The organism is Streptosporangium sp. 'caverna', assembly GCF_003203775.1.
Taxonomy (GTDB): Bacteria; Actinomycetota; Actinomycetes; order Streptosporangiales; family Streptosporangiaceae; genus Streptosporangium; species Streptosporangium subroseum.
The window spans coordinates 10,731,279-10,750,492 of sequence record NZ_CP029711.1; the positions used below are offsets into that span (position 1 = coordinate 10,731,279).

At 71.2% G+C, this 19,214-nt stretch carries 13 protein-coding genes; 6 read left to right on the forward strand and 7 right to left on the reverse strand.

The genetic code is table 11. The features are described from left to right. The first annotated feature begins 89 nt into the window (after window positions 1-89). Window positions 90-617: a cupin domain-containing protein gene (locus DKM19_RS46360; RefSeq protein ID WP_239513962.1), complete on the forward strand. Its 528-nt coding sequence runs from the start codon at window positions 90-92 to the stop codon at window positions 615-617. 568 nt (window positions 618-1,185) lie between these two features. Here DKM19_RS46360 and DKM19_RS46365 read toward each other — a convergent pair. Beyond that, entirely contained in the window at window positions 1,186-4,041 is a 2,856-nt protein-coding gene (locus DKM19_RS46365) for a BTAD domain-containing putative transcriptional regulator (RefSeq protein WP_204358539.1), read from the reverse strand. A 247-nt stretch (window positions 4,042-4,288) separates the two neighbouring features. Beyond that, complete coding sequence (locus DKM19_RS46370; protein WP_110704964.1) at window positions 4,289-4,978, reverse strand: hypothetical protein; 690 nt, start codon at window positions 4,976-4,978, stop codon at window positions 4,289-4,291. Window positions 4,979-5,098: 120 nt separating this feature from the next. Between DKM19_RS46370 and DKM19_RS46375 the strand changes: the two genes are divergently transcribed. Beyond that, window positions 5,099-5,377 carry a hypothetical protein gene (locus DKM19_RS46375; protein ID WP_089209087.1) on the forward strand — a complete coding sequence of 93 codons (279 nt, stop codon included), beginning with the start codon at window positions 5,099-5,101 and terminating at the stop codon, window positions 5,375-5,377. After that, window positions 5,377-5,994 (forward strand): hypothetical protein, encoded by a 618-nt coding sequence (locus DKM19_RS46380; protein WP_110704965.1) that lies wholly within the window; start codon window positions 5,377-5,379, stop codon window positions 5,992-5,994. Before DKM19_RS46375 ends, DKM19_RS46380 begins: the two co-directional genes overlap by 1 nt. 281 nt (window positions 5,995-6,275) lie before the next feature. On the opposite strand, the gene DKM19_RS46385 is transcribed toward DKM19_RS46380, so the two are convergent. From DKM19_RS46385 to DKM19_RS46395, 3 genes are all read right to left on the reverse strand, one after another. Then, on the reverse strand, window positions 6,276-10,667 hold the full coding sequence (locus tag DKM19_RS46385) for an FtsK/SpoIIIE domain-containing protein (RefSeq protein WP_204358540.1): 4,392 nt from the start codon (window positions 10,665-10,667) through the stop codon (window positions 6,276-6,278). Window positions 10,668-10,937: 270 nt separating this feature from the next. Beyond that, entirely contained in the window at window positions 10,938-11,231 is a 294-nt protein-coding gene (locus DKM19_RS46390; protein ID WP_089209091.1) for a WXG100 family type VII secretion target, read from the reverse strand. An 84-nt stretch (window positions 11,232-11,315) separates the two neighbouring features. Continuing rightward, the gene (locus tag DKM19_RS46395) at window positions 11,316-13,430 is read right to left on the reverse strand and encodes a putative T7SS-secreted protein (protein WP_110704967.1); all 2,115 of its coding nucleotides are present in this window, start codon (window positions 13,428-13,430) and stop codon (window positions 11,316-11,318) included. A 347-nt stretch (window positions 13,431-13,777) separates the two neighbouring features. On the opposite strand from DKM19_RS46395, the gene DKM19_RS46400 reads away from it, so the two are divergent. Further along, complete coding sequence (locus DKM19_RS46400; RefSeq protein ID WP_162642290.1) at window positions 13,778-15,280, forward strand: hypothetical protein; 1,503 nt, start codon at window positions 13,778-13,780, stop codon at window positions 15,278-15,280. A gap of 245 nt (window positions 15,281-15,525) precedes the next feature. On the opposite strand, the gene DKM19_RS46405 is transcribed toward DKM19_RS46400, so the two are convergent. Beyond that, window positions 15,526-16,098, reverse strand: a complete 573-nt coding sequence (locus tag DKM19_RS46405; protein ID WP_110706470.1) for a sigma-70 family RNA polymerase sigma factor — start codon at window positions 16,096-16,098, stop codon at window positions 15,526-15,528. 418 nt (window positions 16,099-16,516) lie between these two features. Here DKM19_RS46405 and DKM19_RS46410 point away from each other — a divergent pair, with 418 nt between their 5' ends. Both DKM19_RS46410 and DKM19_RS46415 read left to right on the forward strand, forming a co-directional pair. Next, window positions 16,517-17,374 (forward strand): neutral zinc metallopeptidase, encoded by an 858-nt coding sequence (locus DKM19_RS46410; RefSeq protein WP_110704969.1) that lies wholly within the window; start codon window positions 16,517-16,519, stop codon window positions 17,372-17,374. Window positions 17,375-17,444: 70 nt separating this feature from the next. Beyond that, window positions 17,445-17,747, forward strand: coding sequence for a type II toxin-antitoxin system VapB family antitoxin (locus tag DKM19_RS46415; RefSeq protein ID WP_089209095.1), 303 nt, complete (start codon window positions 17,445-17,447; stop codon window positions 17,745-17,747). Window positions 17,748-18,005: 258 nt separating this feature from the next. On the opposite strand, the gene DKM19_RS46420 is transcribed toward DKM19_RS46415, so the two are convergent. Next, entirely contained in the window at window positions 18,006-19,031 is a 1,026-nt protein-coding gene (locus tag DKM19_RS46420) for a methyltransferase (protein WP_204358541.1), read from the reverse strand. Window positions 19,032-19,214 lie beyond the last annotated feature (183 nt).

Here is a 19,214-nt window from a genome sequence, read left to right on the forward strand (position 1 = left end):
TGGTGCGGCGGCAACGACGCCGACGATTCGGCGGAGAGCCGAGAGAGCTTGTCGTTACAGGTGTCCAACCGGGCTCCAACCCGGTTCCAATGGACGCGGCGCACAGTCGCCACATGACTTATCCGCCACCCCTGTATCGCGGCGACAACGGCGAGTTGACCACCACGTTGCGCCGGAACAACAGCGAACCCGACTTTGTGTACCCGAACGGCTCGCGCGTGCATTACCTGTCAACGGGTAAAACGACCGACGGGCTGTTCGGCCTGCACCGTTACGAATTCGGGCCCGAACTGACCGGTCCCGATCCGCATTATCATCGGACGACGACCGAGTCGTGGTACATCCTGTCCGGCAGCATGCGCGTCTACGACGGCCGGCAATGGCTGACCACAGAGCCGGGCGAATACGTGCACGTCCCTCCCGGCGGCATTCATGCCTTCAAGAACGAGTCGGGCGAGCCGGTATCGATGCTGCTGCTCTTCACTCCCGGTGCACCGCGCGAGAAATTCTTCGAGGACGTGGTCGGGCTGGCAGAGATGACCGACCAGGAAAGGGTCGAATTCTTCATTTACCACGACACCTTCGGAATACGCGACAACTTCACCGTCGAGGGGTAGGGCCGAGCCGGACCGGAGTTTCCGGGTTCGGCCGGCCTCGATCTACCGATGGACGACGAGTCGGCGACGCCTCGAATGAGAAGACGCCCTGTCGGGTGCTCGGAGGGAGCCTCACCCCCCGACCACCACAGAGCCCGGTGAGCCTCTTGGCTCACCGGGCTCCCGTCATCCTGATCACCGGTCGGGGTACGTCTCCAACGGGCGAACGGTCCCCGCCGCGACGCGGCGGTTCCTCGTCCGATGCCGGGAGGCCCTCTTGGTTCCGCAGCCGGCCCGGGAACGAAGAGGTGTCGTCGCGGCCCGGCGGTAGAGGTTCGAGTGTCCGTTGACCCTGACCACCCTGAAGCAGAAGTCTCCCGTGTTCCCGGGGCCGGGTAGAGCACGGAGAGAGCTCACTCTGAAAGCAGGCGTGCCTGATGCGGCTTCTCGGGCGGTTCACCGTTCAAGCGCTTCCAAGCCGTTGACTGACGCGCAGTGGTGATCGTGAAGCTGCCGCTTCGCCCGGCGAGCATCGCGTTCGGCCGCCATGAACGGGCCGGCGGGGGTCGATCGGTGGACGGCGGGTTTCTCAGGAGGAGGACACGGCGCCGTTGGGAGAGTCGCCGAGGGTACGCAGGCTGGTGCGGACCCGTTCGGCGTCGGGGTGGCCGAGGTCGTCGAGACTGGCCAGCGCCGTCTCCAGGGCGGTACGGGCCTCCTCGTGCCGTCCGGCCGCCAGGTGGGTGTCGCTGAGACGCGTGAGCGTGTCGGCTTCGCCGTAGCGGACGCCGAGCTGCCGGTACAGATCCAGGGCTCGCTGGTAGCTGATGGTGGCCTGCTCGTAGCGGCCGAGGTGGTGGTGGGCGTAGCCCAGGCTGTCCCAGGTGTCGGCCTGGCCGTAGCGGTCTCCGAGCTCCGCGAGCAGGCTGAGAGCCTCGCGGCAGTGGATGAGGGCCTGCTCGTGGCGGCCGAGCAGGGCGTGATACCAGCCGACCGCGTTGAGCGACGCGGCCTGCCCTGCCCTCCGGCCCCCGGCCCGGAACAGGTCGAGGGCCTGCTGGGCGTGGGTGAGCGCACCGTCGTATTTGGCCTGCTGTTCGAGCACCCAGCTGAACTGGCGGTGGGTGTGCGCCTGGGCGGTGCCGTCCCCGACCTCGCAGAACAGTGCCAGCGCCCGGCCGAGGTGGAGCTGGGCCTCCTCGTAGCGGCCCAAATCGGCCTCGGCGCGGGCGAGGCCGCGGTGGGCGTGTGCCATCCCGGTCCGGTCGGGGAGCCGCCGTGCCGCCTTCAGCGCGGTGCGCTGGGAGACTGCCAGGTCGTGCCAGTGCCCGCGGCGGTCCAGGAAGTGTTCCAGCGCCCAGGCCAGTTGCCAGGCCTGGTTGCTGAACCTGGCATCGGCGGCCAACTCGACGATGGCGAGCAGCACGGCGTGTTCGGCGGTGAGCCAGTCCGACGCCTGCTCGCGGTCGGCGAGGTTCTCCGGGAATGCCCCGGGAACGGGCACCTGCAGAAAGATCGCGTCCCGGTGCGGGGAGAACAGCAGGGCCGCTCGGCAGGCGGTCTGCAGGTAGTGGTCGATCAGGCGGTGGAGCGCCACGCGGCGGAAGCTGTCGGTGTCCTGGACGCGGCTGCGTTCGGCGGCGTACGCGCGCAGCAGATCGTGAAAGGTGTAGCGGCCGGGGGCGTACTCGGTGAGCAGGTGGGCGCGGGTCAGCTCGGCGAGCAGGGGACGCACCCGGTGAGCAGGAAGGGCTCCGAGGGCGGCGGCGGAGGAGGCGCTGAAGTAGGGGCCGGGGTGCAGGGCGAGGAGGCGGAACAGCCGGGCGGCAGGCGAGGTGAGGGCCCGGTACGACCAGGAGAAGACGGCGCCGACATCGATGCCGTCCGCACCGGTGAAGGCGTCGAGGCTGCCGTGGGCCGCCCGCAGCTCGGCGGCGATGGAGGCGAGGGAGAAATCCGGCTGGGTCACCGCCCGCGCGGCGGCGATCGACAGCGCGAGGGGCAGCCGGGCGCACAGGGTGGTGATCTCCCGTACCGCGAGCGGCTCGGCCGCCACCCGCTCCGCGTCGAGCCGCAGCGTCAGAAACTCGTGTGCCTCCGCGTCGGAGAGCAGGCTCAGGGTGAGCGAGCGGGCGCCCTCCGCGGCCACCAGGCCGGAGAGCCGGTGCCGGCTGGTGACGATGGCCAGGCAGCCGGGCGCGCCGGGGAGCAGCGGCCGTACCTGCTTGGTGTCGTGGGCGTTGTCCAGGAGGACCAGCACCCGCCGGTCGGCCAGCAGGCTGCGGTACAGCGCGGCCTGGTCGTCCAGACGGGCGGGGATGTCCCGCGGAGAGACGCCCAGCGCGTCCAGGAAGCCGCGGATCGCCTCGGCGGGGTCCAGGACCGCCCCATCGGCGTCGAATCCGCGCAGGTTGACGTAGAGCTGTCCGTCGGGGAACCGGTGGGCGATTCTGTGGGCCCAGTGCACCGCGAGGGTGGTCTTGCCGATCCCGGCCATGCCCCCGATCGCGCTGATCACCACGGCCGCCGTGGGATGCTCCCCGTCCGGGAGGAGGTCGAGCACCTGGGCGAGTTCCTCCCGCCGACCGGCGAAGGCGGGGAGGTCCGCGGGCAGCTGGGCCGGCCGTATCGCGCCCACGGTGACCCGCGCCGGAGGAGGTTCCTCGGGCGCCGTCTGCTGGAGCACCTGCTCGTGGGCGGAGCGCAGCTCAGGTCCGGGACCGATGCCCAGCTTCTCGACCAGTCGTGAGTACGCCGCCCGGTAGGTGTCGAGCGCCTCGGCTCGATGTCCGGTGGCCGCCAGGGCGAGCACCAGCCGGGTGTGGAGCGGCTCGTCGAACGGGTTGAGCTCCGCGGCCTGCTGGAGCATCGGCACCAGCCGGGTCACGGGACCGTCGCGAAGCGCCGTGTCGGCCGCCTCCTTCAGCACGGCGAGATACTCGTGATCCAGCGTGATGAACACCGGGTGCGCCCGCACTCCGGCGGCGATCCCCTCGGCGGCCGGCCCCCGCCACAGCTCCAGGGCGTCGATGAGCAGCTCCGCGGCCTGCGGCACGTCCTGCGCGGTCCGGCGGGCCTCCTCGACGAGGTGGCGGAACCGGAGCAGGTCCAGCGTGTCGGGGTCGACGTTCAGCCGGTAGCCGCCGCTGCTGCGCACCAGCCACTGCCCCACCGCCCTGCGCGGCAGCCCCGGCTCGAACAGCCGGCGCAGCTCCCCGACGTGCCGTTGGACCACGTTGACCGCGCTGTCCGGCGGATCCTCGCCCCACAGGACGTCGATGATCTCAGCCAGGCCCGTGGGACGGCCGCCGCGGGCGAGCAGCACAGCCAGCAGGGCCCGCTGCCGGGGAGGCCCCAGGTCCAGCTCCGCATCGGCCCTCCAGCCCAGTACGGGGCCCAGGACCGCGAACCGCACGGACTCCCGCATGGATTCTGTGGGCGTCATCCCAACTCCCAGGCACCGGATTTCTCTGACATCCGCGCTCGCTCACGGAGAATCCGGAGCGCGGTCACTTCCTCAACCGTGTCCAGTATGGGTGATTCATCCCTCTATGCGACTTGAGCCCCACGCTTCCACCGGAGAGAACGGGCGGAAGCGTGGGGGAATCAACAAAAACGAGAAAACAAGGAAAACGGGGGAAAGCCGCACGTCCGGGGCGCCGAAGGCAGGATACGTCGCCCCGGACGGCGGGCTACTGCGGTGCCGACTTGGCGCCGTCGGGCGCCACCGCGAACCATGTGCCGCCGACGCCCTGGCCGTTCTCGTCGCCGGGCTTCTCGTCACCGGAGAAGCGGTAGACGGGCCACCCGCCCACCGTCAGCTGCACCGCTCCGTCGTTCCTCCGGATCGCGCCGATCTGCGCCGGCTCGATACCGGCCACGTAGACCTTGCCGCCCTCCTTGATGGTCACCGGCGGCCAGGTGACGGCGCAGTCACCGTCGCAGTTCGACTGCGAGGGGTCGGCCGTGTCCTTGTCGAACCGGTAGAGCGTCGCCTGGTTGACGTTGATCAGATGGGGGCCGAGCGCGGGGGAGTTGACGGCCGAGAGCTGCACCCAGATCGGCGGCTGCTCCTGTACGGCCGCCCCGACCACCGAGCCGCCGTTGCCGTTCAGCCCGTTGTCCGCCGCCGAGCCGTTGACCAGCTGCAGGCCGCCGTTGCCGGCCGGGGCGGCGCCGTCGGCCGCCGGAGGCGAGGCGGCGGGGGGCGAAGCGGCCGGGGCCGCAGGAGCCGCCGGGGAGCTGGCAGCCGGCGCGGCGTCGCCGATCGTGAGGGTCTTGCCGCAGCCGGAGGCGCCCGCCAGGCCGCAGAGAAGAACGGTCGCGACCAGCGCGCGGACGTACGGCCTGCGCGCCGTGCTGCTGTTGCTTTCGAGTGTCACCTGCGGAACACGGAGAAACGGCCTATTTGGTTCAAGGGGACACGACCCTTTGTGAACCCCCGCGTCCCGCCTTACGTGTTTCGCAGGAGACGCTACGCATGACCGCACGGGGGAGGCACGATGGCCGACATCAATATTCCGGGATCGGATCTCGAGGAGGTGTCGCGATCGCTCGGGTTCGTACTCGACAACATCGACACCGACAAGTCCGGGATCGACCTGGACCGGGCGGTGGGATACCCGTTGATCGACCAGGGCGACAACTTCGAGCGCCGCTGGAACGACGGTCGCGAGCAGCTGCACCGGCAGTGTGACGCGATCAAGAAGGCCGTCGACCAGATCCTGGAGCAGTTCAAGGACACCGACGACAAGGCCGTGGCCCACCTGGAAGGCAACTGATGGCGATCGTCGACCGTTTTGTGCTCGACGTACCCGAGTCCTGGGCCGATCTCGACCTCTCCGGGAGCGTCCTCGCCGAGACCCGCGCCGCCGCCCTGGCTCTCACCGAAAGTCCGCGTGAGAAGGCGACGATCAACGACATGTTCCGGCAGGCCCGCGAGGTCAGCAGGGCCGCCCGCCGGCACGGCGCCCTGTTCGCCGCCGGTACGGCCACCATTTTCGAAGACGGGCTCTTCCTCGCCTACGCGATGGTCTTCGCCGTCACCGCTCCGCCGGGACGCGAGCTGACGCTGCCCGTGCTCGCGGCCCAGCTGTCGCCGGGCGGTACGGGGGGATCCAAGGCCGGCGCGGACCGGACCGTCTCCGCGGTGACCCTTCCGAACATCGGGCAGGTCGCCCGGATCACCGGCACCGAGGAGGCGCAGATCGCCGCCGACATCACGGTCCGGATGCTCACCATGCACACCGTGGTCCCCATCCCCGGGTCGACGGGCGACTACTTGATCGTCACCTGCGCGAGCCCCAACCTCCCGCTCGCGGCGGACGTCTACGAGCTGTTCGACGCGATCAGCGGCACCTTCCGCTTCCTCCCCGCCGAGCAACCCGCCGGGGCCTGAACGTCCCGGGCCTCGTGCGTGCCGGCGGCAACGGAATCCGCGCCGTTACACACCCGGCCCGAGCGGACCCGGGTCTCGTGCGCGCGGACCGCGGAATCCGCGCCGGCACGGATCGACCCGAACGGGCTCGACTCCCCCGCACGGATGGCGGCGAGGCCGTTCGGGAGATCGTCCCGGATACGGCAGGACCACCCTGGAGATCGTCCCGAATGACGACGGGGCCGACCGGAAGATCATCCCGGTCGGCCCCGCGGTCATTCATCAGGCGGTTCGCGCCGTTTTCACCCCGTGAGTGCCGTGTTCGGCACCTGCACGGTGGTCAGAGTCCCGTCACCGAGATGCATCAGGCCCCGGCCGGGCTGGGGGGCCTGACCGACCAGGCCACGGGAGACCTTGACGCCGATCACCTCTCCGTCGCTGAGGCTCTGCGGGGAGAGCAGCATCCCGGCGCGGTTCCGCTTGACCTGCCCGATCCAGCCGGCGAGCCCGAAGGAGAGCGCCTCGGCGTTTCCCGCGAGGACGAGGCCCCACCCGCTTCCGGCTCCGCCTCGGGCCAGCAGCGCGAGGTCGGCGTCGATCTCCGACTGCATGAACAGCTCCGCGTCGTCCACGACGATCACGGCGCTGTCCTGCGGCACGTTGCCGAGCGCGGCGCGGAACGCGCCGGCGGACACCTCGGAGTCGGTGAAGACGGCGGCCACCCCCGGCGCGCCCTCCAGGTCGCGCAGCGGCGACCGCCGCGGCGCCAGAACGATCAGCCCGGTGCCCTGCTCCAGCAGGGAGCGGGCCATCGTGACGAGCGCCGTACTGCGTCCCGTACGGGGCGGACCCGCGACGACGAACGTCGGCACGTCCGCCAGATCGGGACCCAGCGCGGTCAGGGTGTCGCCCCCGATGGCGACCAGGGGTCGCATCGGCCCGGGGTTCACCTGCAGCGCGACCGCGCCCTGGTACGAGATCTGGTTGGGAAGCACGTCCAGGCGCAGCGGCCGCCGCGCCGTCGGGACGTCGGCCTCGCGCACCGCCAGTTCCTCGCCCAGCGCGATGAGGACGGACGCCTGGGCCGTACCGGAGAGATCCGAGCCGAGGACCGCGATCTGCACCTCGCTCGTGTCCCGCACCCTGATGCCCCGCCCGGGCGACGGGTCGGACGGGGCCGACTTCTGGGTGAGGCCCACCGTCGAGTAGTCGGTGCGGTCGTTGAGCCGGAGCACGATCTTGTCCTCGGTGGTGCCCGCGAAACGGGCCGAGCCCAGGACGCGGTCGCCGGCCAGCACCAGGTGGATGCCGACCCCCGCCCCGTCCCGCAGCAGGCGCAGCAGGCGCTCCAGGTAGCTGCCGTTGTCGAAGCTGACGAACTCCCGCTCGAAGACCTCGAAGCGGTCCACCATGACGACGATGTGCGGCGGACGCTCGTCGACCGGCGCCATCCTGCGGAACTCGGCCAGGTCGGCGGTGCCGCGCGCGCCGAGCAGCGACTGGCGGGCGCTCAGCTCGGCGGTGAGACGGTCCAGCAGCCGCCCCAGGCGCTCCGTCTGGTTCCGGTCGATGACCGCGCCGCAGTGCGGGAGCGCGGTCAGCGCGTTGAGGGCTCCGTTGCCGCAGTCGATGCCGTAGAGGTGGACGTCCTCCACCGCGTGGGCGCGGGCGAGGGCCGCCGCCAGGGTTCGCAGGGTCTGGGACCGTCCGCTGCGCGGCGAGCCGATGATGTGCAGGTGGCCGGACCGGTCGAGATCGAGGACGAGGGCGGCGCGATCCTGGTCGGCGGGCAGGTCGACCAGGCCGTACTCCACGGCGGGCAGGGCCGCGTCCCGGTCCGCCGGCGGCTTGGGCCCGGCGGGCTCGGTCCACTGCAGGACGTCCGGGAGGGCCGGCAGCCACGGACTGGGCTGCCGGGGCACGCCGGCCGTCCGCGCGGCGTCCGCGACGGCCTCGACCAGGACCGCCAGGTCCGTGACGGCCTCCTGCGTACTCGCGACGCTGCCGGTCCTGGCGCTACGCAGCACCGGTCCGCCCAGCTCCCGCCAGCTGACGCCGTGGGCCCGTACGGGCGTCTCCGTCGACGCCGCGACCGCGCCGGCCGGTCGGCGGCCACCGACGCGGGCGGCCTGGAAGGGCAGCAACACCGCCGGGCCCAGCCTCGCGTACGCCCGTCCCGGGGTGCCCGAGGAGATGCTCCCGGAGTCGGGTGCGTCGATGATGTCGCGGCTCTCGCCGGCGTCGGTCGTGCGCAGCGCGATCCGCAGGTTGGTGTTGGCGCGGATGTCCGCCGTCACCGCGCCGGTGGGCCGCTGGGTCGCCAGCACCAGATGGATGCCGAGCGAGCGGCCCCGCTGGGCGATGTTGACCAGGCCGGCGATGAAGTCGGGGAGTTCGCGGGCCATCGAGGCGAACTCGTCGATCACCAGCAGGAGCCGGGGCAGCGGGCCGAGCACATCGCCGCCCCGCGTCCGCTTGTCCAGGTAGTCCTCGATGTCCTTCGCGCCCGCCTCCGCCAGGACCTGCTCGCGGCGGCGCAGCTCGGCCCCGAGGGAGACCAGGGCGCGCTCCACCAGGTGGGTGTCCAGGTCGGTGACCAGGCCGACGGTGTGCGGAAGGTCCGCGCACTCGGCGAAGGCGCTGCCGCCCTTGTAGTCGACCAGGACGAACGTCATCTCGTCGGGCCGGTTCACCACGGCGAGCGTGGCGACCAGGGTCTGCAGCAGCTCCGACTTGCCGGAGCCCGTCGTCCCCGCCACCAGCGCGTGGGGCCCGTCACGGACCAGGTCCACGGAGAACTCGCCGTCATATCCGGCGCCCAGGACCGCCCGGGTGCTGCGACCGGTCAACGCCCAGCCGGCGGCGACGGCGCCGGCCGTGGGCGGCTCCACGCCCAGCAGGTCCAGCAGCCGCACCGATCCGGGGAGCGCGCTCTCGTCGCTGTCCCCGACGCCTCGCAGCGGTGCGATGGCCCGGGCCAGGTTCTCGTACCAGCCGGGCTCGGGAGAGTCCACGCGGACGTTCTCCGGCGGCGCTCCCGGGCCGGTGCGCACCCGGACGCCCTCCGGACCGGTGGCCACCACCGCGGTGCACTCCTCCGGCAGCAACCGCTCCTCGCGGTCCAGGCAGATCGTGTAGACGCCCACCGACGGGCCGTCCCTCAGCAGCGCGACCACTCCCGGCAGCGACCGCGCCCGGCGAGCCTGGTCGAGCACCACCAGGATGTCCGGGGAGCCCGCGGTGCCGCCCCGGGGCACCCCGGGACCCGCCGCCACGCGGTTGGCCACCAGCTGCCCCAGCTCGCCGATCCGGCGGGCCATCGAGTCGGCGGTGCTGCCGACCAGCGCGTAGGCGTCCTCGTTCTGGGGCTGGCAGTGCGGCAGCCAGCGCACCCACGACCAGTCCTTCTCACCGTCGGGACCCGCCAGCACCAGGATCCGCAGGTCGGCGGGGCTGTGCAGGGCCGCGGCCTGGGCCGCCATCCACCCGGCCAGGTTCGCGGCGTCCTGACCCGCGACACCCGTCACCCCGGCGCCGCGCAGCGGGATCGACACGGGAACCTGGGTCAGCCACGGCACCGTGATGCGACGGTGCTCGTCCAGCGCGGGATCCTCGACGGTCAGCGAGGAGGGCAGATCGGCGGTGCCCACCCGTACCTCGAGGAAGTCGGGATCCTGCCATCGGCGCTCCCACAGCCGTTCCGAGGGCGCCGAAGCCGTCTGCAGCAGGGAGGCCGGGTCGGGATGGGAGAGCCGGAGCAGGTTCTGCTCCCGCAGTACGGCGGCGTCCGCGTCGGCGCGGACCCGCGCCAGGGAGTCCTCGTACTCGCGGACTTTCTGTTCGTAGCTGACCTGCGCCTGCTTGCGGCTGCCGAACTGGGTCGCCAGCGCGCCGATCGGTGACAGCAGCGCGAGGAAGATGAACGTCCAGTTGCCCGTCACCAGGATGGAGACCAGGGCGCCGCCCGCCGGGACCAGCAGGATCGGCAGCAGCGGGATGGCCCGCTTCTCCGGCTTGATCGGCGCGCTCGGCAGCCGGAAGCGGGCGCTGCCGCGGTCGGCGCGGAAGCGGGGCGGCCGGTTGAACTCCAGGCCCAGCCCGTCCGCCGCGGGGGTGAGAGGCACCCGGACGGTCGTCGGGAGGGCCAGCTCCAGCAGGGTGTCACCGGCGGCGAGCTGACTGCCCTCAAGCCAGTCGGCGGTGCCGGACAGCTCCTTGCCGTCCAGCAGGACGTGATCGAGCGCCGTCACCTCCACGGTGTGGTCGACCCGGACGCGCGCCCGGGCGGCGATCGCCGGCGCCCCGGGAGACAGCGGGATCCGGCAGGTGGCGGCACTGCCGATCTCGTACTCGCCGGGCAGCAGCCGGAAGGACGTTCCGGCTCCCGGTCCGCTGACCACCCTCAGCTCCGCCGACCCCTCGGGCTCGGGCTCCCTGTGCACGGGGGCGCCGAGCCCGAGATCCAGGCCGTCGCGCACGCCGGCGGCGTACAGGGTGGCCTCCGGGTCGATCGGATCGGAACCGATGTAGAGGACCGGCCCGGTGCCCGAGGTGCTCCCGGCTCCGCCGAGATCCACGGCCCGTGCCAGTTCCACGGCCAACCGTCCCACCTGCGCGGAGGGTTCGGTGTCCACGGCGACGGCCGTGGAGGTCCCTTCGTCCTGCGGGTCCCGGACGCTGACGTTCAAACGCACGGCAATCGATTCCCTCGTATGTGAGTGGTGTGGTGGCGCGTTGTGGGTGGTGCGGTGGTGCGTTGCATGTGGCGTTTGCGACTGGTGCGGCGGTGTGTTGCATGCGGTGCGATTGCGAGCGATGCGGTGACGCATTGCACGTGGTGCGGTTGTGGGTGGAGCGGTGGCACGGACGCGGTGACGATACGCGGGCGGCCGGTGGCGCCTTCCGGGACTCAGCCGTGGCGCCTCCCGGGGCCCAGGAGCCCCGGGAGCACAGCGGCGGTTCCGCTAGGACAGGTTGGAACCCAGCTGCTCGTCGGTCTGCGAGAACGCGTCACCGACGGCCTTGACGTACTGGCCGATGCCCTGCAGCGACTGGTTCACCTGGTCGAAGCCCCGGGCGAACTCGTCGAAGAAGGGCTGGAACTTCTGCTGGGCGGCCGGGGTGCTGTACCCCTGGGCCAGCAGGGTCTGGATCTTGCCGCGCACCTCGGTGAGCTTGTCCTGCAACGTGGAGAAGTCGTTGAGCAGCGCCGCGGAGGTCGAGGCGGTCTCGTCGGAGTTGACTGCGAAGTTGGGCATGGGGTTTCTCCTTGCTGTCCATCCGTCCACCGGCGGTGGCGGTATTTGGGGCCCGGACCGGGATGGCCAGGCTGGGGTGAAAGCTCAGGTAGCGGTCGGTGAGGGGGGAAGGGGGATGTTCTGCGGCTCGGTGACCGCCGGGGAGACCTGGCCGGTCGCCGACGAGGCCGGTGCCGGTGTCTGCGAGGACGACCCCGACGTCGGTGCCGGAATCTTCGGGGCCGATACCGAGGCTGACGTCGGTGTTGGCGGGGAGGGGACCGGTGCCGATGAAGCCGCTTCCTGCGCCGGAGCCGGGCTCGGAGTGGAATCCGGGGTTGGAGCCGGAGTGGGTCTCGCGGACGGAGTGGAGTCCGGGACGGAATCCGAGGTCGCGGACGAATCCGAGGTGGAGTCCGGGGTCGCGGACGCGGCCGGGGTGGAGTCCGGGGTCGCGGACGAATCCAAGGCCGGACTCGCAGACGGAGTGGAGTCTGAGGTCGCGGACGAATCTGAAGTCGTGGACGGAGTCGGGCTCGCGGACGGAGTGGAGTCCGGCGTGGAATCCGGGGTCGCGGACGAACCCGGGGTGGAGTCCGGGGTCGCGGACGAATCCGGAGTCGTGGACGGAGTCGGGCTCGCGGGCGGGGTGGAGTTCGGGGTCGTGGACGCGGGCGGGGTGGAGTCCGGGGTCGTGGAGGCGGCCGGGGTGGAGTCCGGAGTTGTGTTCGGGGTCACAACCGGGGCCGGGCTCGCGGCCGGAGTGAGGTCCGGGGTCGCCGACGGAGTGAGGTCCGGGGTCGCGGCCGGGGCGGGAGAACCGCTGATCCCGGGCGGTGGGGTGCCCTTGATCGGGATGAACGAGTCCAGCCCCTGCGAGGCGCCGCGCTTGCCCACCGAGCCGACCGCCCCCGGGAGGAAGTTGCTCGCCTCGCTGAGGAGCGCGTCCTTGGGATCCGCTCCCTCCGAGACCGCGACGCCGACCTTGGTACCGGCGGAGGCCCCCTCCTGGATCAGGCCGGTCCCCTGATCGACGGCCTTGTCACGCAGACTGGTCGGCGGCGGCGCGTCGGGCTTCGCCGCGGCACCGGCGGGAGGGCGGGGCGGAGGGGTGAAGGCTCCTCCGGAGAACTCGCCCTTCCTCGCGGCGCCTGCTCCCTTGAAGCCCGCGCCGACCACGGCGCCGGCGGCGGCGCCGGCCAGCAGGTTCCCAGCGGTGATCTCGTCGCCGTTGAGCTTCTTGACGACCGCCTCTTCGGCGACCTTCTGCCCGAACTCGCCGACCGCCCCGGTGGCCACGCTTCCGGCCGGACTCTTGAAAACGACCGATACGGCCTTGGAGTTAGTGATCGTCTCCGTGAACTTGGTGATGCTCCCGGAGGCCGTACTGATGAAACCGCCCGACTCCGAGGCCCCCTTGACCAGGGTGGGAGCGATCTTGGAGCCGACGACGGTGGCCGCCCTGCCGCCCAGCTTGATGAGGGAGCCACCCGGGACGAGGGCGAACAGCCCGGCCGCGAAGTCGCCGAGTTTGAAGTCCCCGGTGGCTATCTGTTGAGCTGTCTGGAAGGCGAATAACGCCGCGCCGAGGATGAAACCGGCCACCGGGAAGAAGACGGCGACCACGGCGATCAGGATGTCGAGGAGGATCTTGACGAACGGGAAGTCCGCGAAGAAGTCCGCGATCTTCTGAAAGAAGCCGCGCTCGGGGATCGCCTTCGACGCCGCGTCGTCAAGCTCCTGTCCCGCCCGCTGGGACGCCTGCTCGCGAAGGTTCCTGGCGTCCTCCGCCAGGCGCTTGGCGGCCGACATGGTCTGCTGGGCGGCGTCGATGCCGTCCTGCTGACGGCCCGCGTCGGCCTTCTGCTCCGCGGTGGCGTCCGGCGCGAGCGTGGGGGCGGTCTGGCCGGCCGTACCCGCCACGGGCCCGGCCTGGTCCATCGCCCGGTCCACGGTGGACTGCGCGTCCTCCAGCTGCTTGGCATAGGTCTCGTACGCGGAGGCGGCCTCGGAGAAGGACTGCGCCGTCTTGCCCAGCTTGTCGGGCAGGGACTTCAGCTGCTTGCGCAGCGCGTCTATGGCCTTTCCGCTTCCCTGCTCCACGGCGCCGCCGCTTCCCAGGATCTTGTTGGCGGTCTCGGCCTGCTGACCGATCTGCCGGTAACGGTCCGCGAGGCGCCGGATCTCCTCAGGGTCCCCGGGCGTGGGGTCCTGCGACATTCCGAGCACGTCAAAGCCTGAGTTGTGTCGTCTCGGCACCTGGCCCCCCGGGTGATGGGTCCGTGCTGCTCTCAATATGCGGAGCAACCAACCTGCCCTCATACACGGAGCATTCGAAGCAAAAGGTTCATCCTCACTTCGCAGTCGATTCCGACGAGATCGCCTCGACCTCCGCGGCGCTGCTCAACGACTTCTCCGCGTTGCGGGACAGGCTCAGGCGGGCGTGAAATCGGGTCGAACCCTTTTCACGTTCGCCACGTGTGCTCTGGTGAGATGCGGCCGGGGTTGTCCGGCTCCCTCGGCGGCGGAACGGAGCCCGGCGGGCTCCGGGAGATGGGTGGAACCACATGTTGAGGAGCGGCGCCCGCGCGATCCCCCAGTCCCTGCCGGGACTCGGGCGGACGCGACCGGGTTGGCAGGCCTTGCGGCGGACGGCCGTCGTCGTGCTGCTGGCCGTATGGTCCGCCCTGTACCTCGGCGGGGCGGCGCTCGCCGCGGACGGCGGTGACGCCGCCGGCGCCGCCGATGTCGTCAAGGTGTACGTGGTGAGGACGGCGGAGCAGAACGGCGGCACGCCGGACAACCTGGCCCTCATCGCCGCGCGCACCCTGGGCGACGGGAACCGGGCAGGCGAGATCTTCGATCTCAACCGCGGACGGGCCCAGGCCGACGGAACCGCCCTGACGGACCCGGGCGACCTGCGGCCCGGCTGGATCCTGCGGCTCCCGGAGGACGCGAACGGCCCCGACGTGCAGCTGGCCCAGGAGTCCGGCGGCGACGGCGCGGCACAGCCGGACGGCACCGCGAGCACGGCACCGGACGGGGCCGGAACCCAGCCCTTCGTGCAGGGCTCCCAGCCACCCACGCAGCAGGGCTCCCAGGCTCCCACGCAGCAGGCCTCCAACACGATCGTGCTCCCGCTCGGGGCCGTGCTCGCGGGGCTGGGGGCGTTCCTGCTGGCACTGCTGACCGCCGCGATCGTGGCCAGGCAGCAGGTGCGGCGCCTGTTCGCCGCGATGGCGCGTGCGATCCGGCGCCTCGGGGACCCGGTCCGCCGGGCACGCAGGCTGCGGTTCCGCACGTCGCTGGCGGCGGCCTTCGCCGGGGACGGGGAGTCGCTGCGAACGGCCCACGGGGCGGTGGCCGAACTGACCGCCCGGAAGGGGCACGCCGTCCACGCGGTCTCCGTCGACGACGCGGGTGTCACCGCCTGGGTGGCGACCGCGGACGCCCCGCCGGCGCCCTGGCAGGATCTGGGCGAGGCGCGCTGGCGCCGTCCGGCCGGCGCCTTCGCGCCGCCCGCCCAGCCCGCGTACGGCACCGGCCCGCAGCTCCCCTCGCCGTCCCTGGTGGCGGTGGGCGTGGACGAGCAGGGTGGAAAGGTCTTCGTGGACCTCAGCCGGCTGGACGGGGTGCTGAGCGTCACCGGCGACCCCGGGGTGGCCCGCGACGTGGTGCAGGGGCTGCTGGCCGAGGTCGCGCGCAGCAAGCCCGCGGTACCGGTCGCCGTACTCCAGACGACGGGCGGTCCCGCCGTCGCCCTTCCCGGCGCCATGCGGCGGATCGAACGCTTCGACCCGCGCCCGGCCGGCGCCTCGGCCACCGCACGCGAGGCCGGCACGTTGCGGGCGGCGGCCCGCCTCCATCCGCTGGAGGCGCTGCTGGTCGCCTCCGGTACGCCGACGGCGCAGGAGGCGGCGGACCTCCTCGCCCTGTGCGGCCCCGGAGGAGCCGGCTGGACCGCCCTGGTGTGCGGAGACGCCCAGGGCGCCCACTGGCGCTGGCGGGCCGCTCCGGACGGCTCCGTGGAGATCCCGCTCCTGCGCCTGACGGTGACGGTCCCGGCGTGACCTGCGGCGACCGGCACCGATGGGGGCGATCCCGGCATGACCCGCGCCCGACGGTCCGGGATGACCCACGGCGACGGCGACCGGCACCGATGGGGACGGCCCCGGCATGACCCGCGCCCGACGGTTCCGGCCCCGGCGACCCGACGGCGATGGTCCCGGCGTGACCTGCGCCTGATGGTTCCGGCCCTGGACGATCCGTGTCGACGGTCCCGGCATGGCCACCGAGCGCGGGCGGCCCGGTGGGGTCAGGCGCGGACCGCCGTCGGCGACCGCTTGTACCTCTCGGACTTGCGGAGGTAGTTCAGCGCGTAGTGCTGGCGGGACTTCGCCGTACCGACCGGTATGCCGAGGACCTCGGCCGCCTCGCGGACGGTGCGCCCCCACAGATATGTGTGGACGAGCACCTCGCGGTGCTCCGTCGAGAGCGAGTCGAGCATCTCGGTGACCGTCACCGCGGCCACCACCGCGTCCGCGTGGTCACGTTGCACGACGTCCAGGGTGTCGGATCCGATCACCTCGTAGCGGTGGAAACCGCCTCGGGAGCGATCGATCACGAGGTTGCGGGCCACCGTGAGCAACCAGCCGCGCACCGAGCCCTCGGAGTCGTACAGCCGGTCCGCGTGGTGCCACGCGCGGACCAGGGTCTCCTGCACGATGTCCTCGGCCAGGTGGTGGTCGTTCAGCAGCTTCTCGGTGTACGCCAGCAACGCCTTCTCATGCTCCCGTACGAGGGTGCCGAGGTGATGCTCCCGCGGCGTGTCCGGCGGCGGGGTCGCCGGTGGGTCGGCAGGCGGCAGGCACGGTGGGGACGTCTTCATCTTCTCTTCCGGGTAGGCCACAGGTCAGGCCATGGCGGGCGATCGTGCCGCGTGAGTGTGGTGCGCGGCAGGAGAATCCCTGAGCCGCGCAGAACATAGGCCAACCCCAGTGCCGATAAAGTGCCGAAACGTCGGAAGTTCCCGAACCACCCTCAGAACCCGCTCTGAGCACTGCGATTGCCACGTCACGGCGTAGACGGAAGCCGTTCGGGGAATACCTGAGGGAGCCAACGCGGAGGGAACCGTCCGGTCATGACCGGACGGGCGGGACGGTGCCGGACACGCCGTCCGCCGACGGCCGTCGGGCCCACGAGCCAGGACGCTGTGACGTCTCCTCCGGAGGTATCCGAACCCATCGGCATGTACCGCTCTCCTGAGGGCAGTCGGAGGGTCCTAGCGGATCGAAGGGACGTCGGCGATGGATTTCAAGGATGATGTCCAGTTAGACAGCTCACAGACCGAAAGTCGCGGTCGTGGAATCCCCGGTGGCGGTCTCGCGGTCGGTGGCGGTGCGGCTGGAATCGTGGCGCTCATCGTGGCGCTGATATTCGGGATCAACCCTGGAGACATAACCGGCGGCGGCGAGCCGGCCGCGGTGGGGCCCACCTCCGACCTCAGCGCGCAGTGCAAGACCGGCAAGGACGCCGACCAGAACGAGGAGTGCCGGGTGGTCGGCGTGGTCAACAGCATCCAGGACTACTGGCCCAAGGTCGTTCAGGGATATGAGCCGGCCAAGACCGTCATGTTCTCCGGCCAGGTGGACACCGCCTGCGGCGCCGCCGACGCCTCGGTCGGCCCGTTCTACTGTCCGGCCGATCGCCAGGTCTACCTGGACCTGAGCTTCTTCAAGCAGCTCGAAAGCCAGTTCGGGGCCAAGGGCGGACCGTTCGCCCAGGCCTACGTCATCGGGCACGAGTACGGTCACCACATACAGAACCTGCTCGGCACCAGCGCGAAGGCCCAGAGCGGCGAACAGCAGGGCCCGGAGAGCGGTTCCGTCAGGCTGGAGTTGCAGGCCGACTGCTACTCGGGAGCCTGGGCCAAGAACGCCTACGAGACCGGCGTGTTCGAGAAGCCGTTCACCAAGGCGGACATCGAGGAGGCGCTCAGCGCGGCCTCGGCGGTGGGCGACGACAGCATCCAGGAGCGCACCCAGGGCCGGGTGAACCCGGACGGCTTCACCCATGGGACGTCGGCGCAGCGTGTCAAGTGGTTCACCACCGGCTACGAGACCGGCGACCCCGCCAAGTGTGACACCTTCGCTGGAAGCATCTGAAGAAGTCCATGACCTGCGACAGGGGAGGGCGATCAGGCATAGGGCGGGAATCTCTCCTAAACTACGTACTGTGATCTTCAAGCTGGTCGGCGATGGACGGCCCTACCCCGAACACGGTCTCTCGCATCGCGAGTGGGCGCAGATACCGCCGCGACAGGTCCGGCTCGACACGCTGATCACCACGAAAGCGGTGCTCGACCTGCACTCTTTGCTCGCCAAGGACTCCACGTTCTACGGCGACCTGTTCCCCCACGTGGTCCAGTGGCGCGGCGAGTTCTACCTGGAGGACGGCCTGCACCGCGCGTTGCGCTCGGCCCTGCACCAGCGCTCGGTCCTGCACGCCCGGGTCCTGGACCTGCCCTCCGAGGGCTGAGACACGGTGAGAGCGCCCCCGCCCGCCATCGCGGATCGGTGGTCCTCTCAATGATGGAAGTGGGATTCGAACCCACCCGGCTCGCCGAACATGATCTAACAAGATTTGAATCATCGCCGGTAAGAGCGACGGTCCAGGCCCGGCCGAACGGCTCCGGCCCAGGGCTCCCAACGGGAGATCCGCTGAAGGCGCCCCTCGGGGGCGCCTTCAGCACGGTCGCCGGACTCCCGCCTCGACGACCACGCACTCTCTGCGTCGTCAGGCGGTCACGGCTTCGATGACCACCATGTTCCCCGCCTCGGCCACCCGGGTCCGGCGAAGCCCTGCCTGAGTGAAGAGCGCGTCGTACTCGGCGAGGTCGCGCTCGCGTCCTCCCGTCATGACGAGCATGTTGGCGTCCATCACCGGCGCGAGCCCGGGGGTGCCGATCGGCCCGACCAGGAGTTCCACGACGGTCACCCGGCCACCCTCGTTGAGTGACCTCCTGCAGTTCGCAAGGATGCGGACGGCCTGCTCGTCGTTCCAGTCGTGGATGATGTATCGCAGCAGGTAGAGGTCGGCGGCGGGAACCTCCTGGAAGAAGTCGCCGCCCACGACGTCGAACCGGTCGGCGAGGCCGTCCGCCTTGGCCGCCGCCAGCGCGGCCGGGACCACGTCCGGACGGTCGAGCACCACGCCTCGCATGGTGGGGTGGTTCCGCAGGAGTTCGCGGATCAGGGAGCCGTCCGCGCCGCCCACGTCCACGGTCAGACCGGCCCCACCGATCTGGCGGGCCACCTCGGCGTTGGTCATCGCGGTGATGTTCGCCAGCGACCGGGTGAAGTAGTGGGCCTCGTCCGGGTTGTTGACCAGGTAGTCCCAGACCTCGCTTCCGTAGGCGGCCGGTCCCTGCGTCGCTCCGGTACGGACGGCGTCGGGGAACCGGCCCCAGGGCTGCCAGTGGCCGGGGGCCGCCTGGGAGAGGGCGAGGTGGTGCAGGGAGTGCGGGGTGTCCGGGTGCAGGGTGGCCAGGAGGCTCGTGCTCGCGAAGTGCACACCGTCTTCGGAGGAGAGCAGCCCCAGCGACGCCCAGCTGCGCAGCAGTCGCCGGAGGGCGTCCAGGTCGGCGGACTCCGCCTTGGCGATCTCCTCGGCGGTCGTCCGCCCGTCGGCCACGTGCGCGGCGATGTTGAACACCGCCGCGGCGCGTATCACCTGGCTCACCCAGAAACCGGTGACCATGGACATCATCCGCTCGTAGTCCGCCATCACGGGAGCCGGTTTGGGCGTCTGCGTTGTCGTCATCATCTTCTCCTCATCGTGTCTTCCGGCGTCGCGAAGAGGGGGACCGGGCGTTCGAGCACGTCCGAAGGCGTCGTCGGGCCGGCCTGGGGGTTCCGCGTGCGGCGGAGAAGATCTTTTGTGAGCGTGTGGCGATGCCGCGGCCGACGTTCATGGCCGTAGACGGCAGCTCTGACCGATCTCGCC

Excerpts from the sequence above, each read along its gene's own strand:
- DKM19_RS46360 (WP_239513962.1), top strand. The coding sequence starts at position 90 with ATGGACGCGGCGCACAGTCGCCACATGACTTATCCGCCACCCCTGTAT.
- DKM19_RS46365 (WP_204358539.1), bottom strand. The coding sequence starts at position 4,041 with ATGACGCCCACAGAATCCATGCGGGAGTCCGTGCGGTTCGCGGTCCTG.
- DKM19_RS46375 (WP_089209087.1), top strand. The coding sequence starts at position 5,099 with ATGGCCGACATCAATATTCCGGGATCGGATCTCGAGGAGGTGTCGCGA.
- DKM19_RS46380 (WP_110704965.1), top strand. The coding sequence starts at position 5,377 with ATGGCGATCGTCGACCGTTTTGTGCTCGACGTACCCGAGTCCTGGGCC.
- DKM19_RS46390 (WP_089209091.1), bottom strand. The coding sequence starts at position 11,231 with ATGCCCAACTTCGCAGTCAACTCCGACGAGACCGCCTCGACCTCCGCG.
- DKM19_RS46395 (WP_110704967.1), bottom strand. The coding sequence starts at position 13,430 with ATGTCGCAGGACCCCACGCCCGGGGACCCTGAGGAGATCCGGCGCCTC.
- DKM19_RS46400 (WP_162642290.1), top strand. The coding sequence starts at position 13,778 with ATGTTGAGGAGCGGCGCCCGCGCGATCCCCCAGTCCCTGCCGGGACTC.
- DKM19_RS46405 (WP_110706470.1), bottom strand. The coding sequence starts at position 16,098 with ATGAAGACGTCCCCACCGTGCCTGCCGCCTGCCGACCCACCGGCGACC.
- DKM19_RS46410 (WP_110704969.1), top strand. The coding sequence starts at position 16,517 with ATGGATTTCAAGGATGATGTCCAGTTAGACAGCTCACAGACCGAAAGT.
- DKM19_RS46420 (WP_204358541.1), bottom strand. The coding sequence starts at position 19,031 with ATGACGACAACGCAGACGCCCAAACCGGCTCCCGTGATGGCGGACTAC.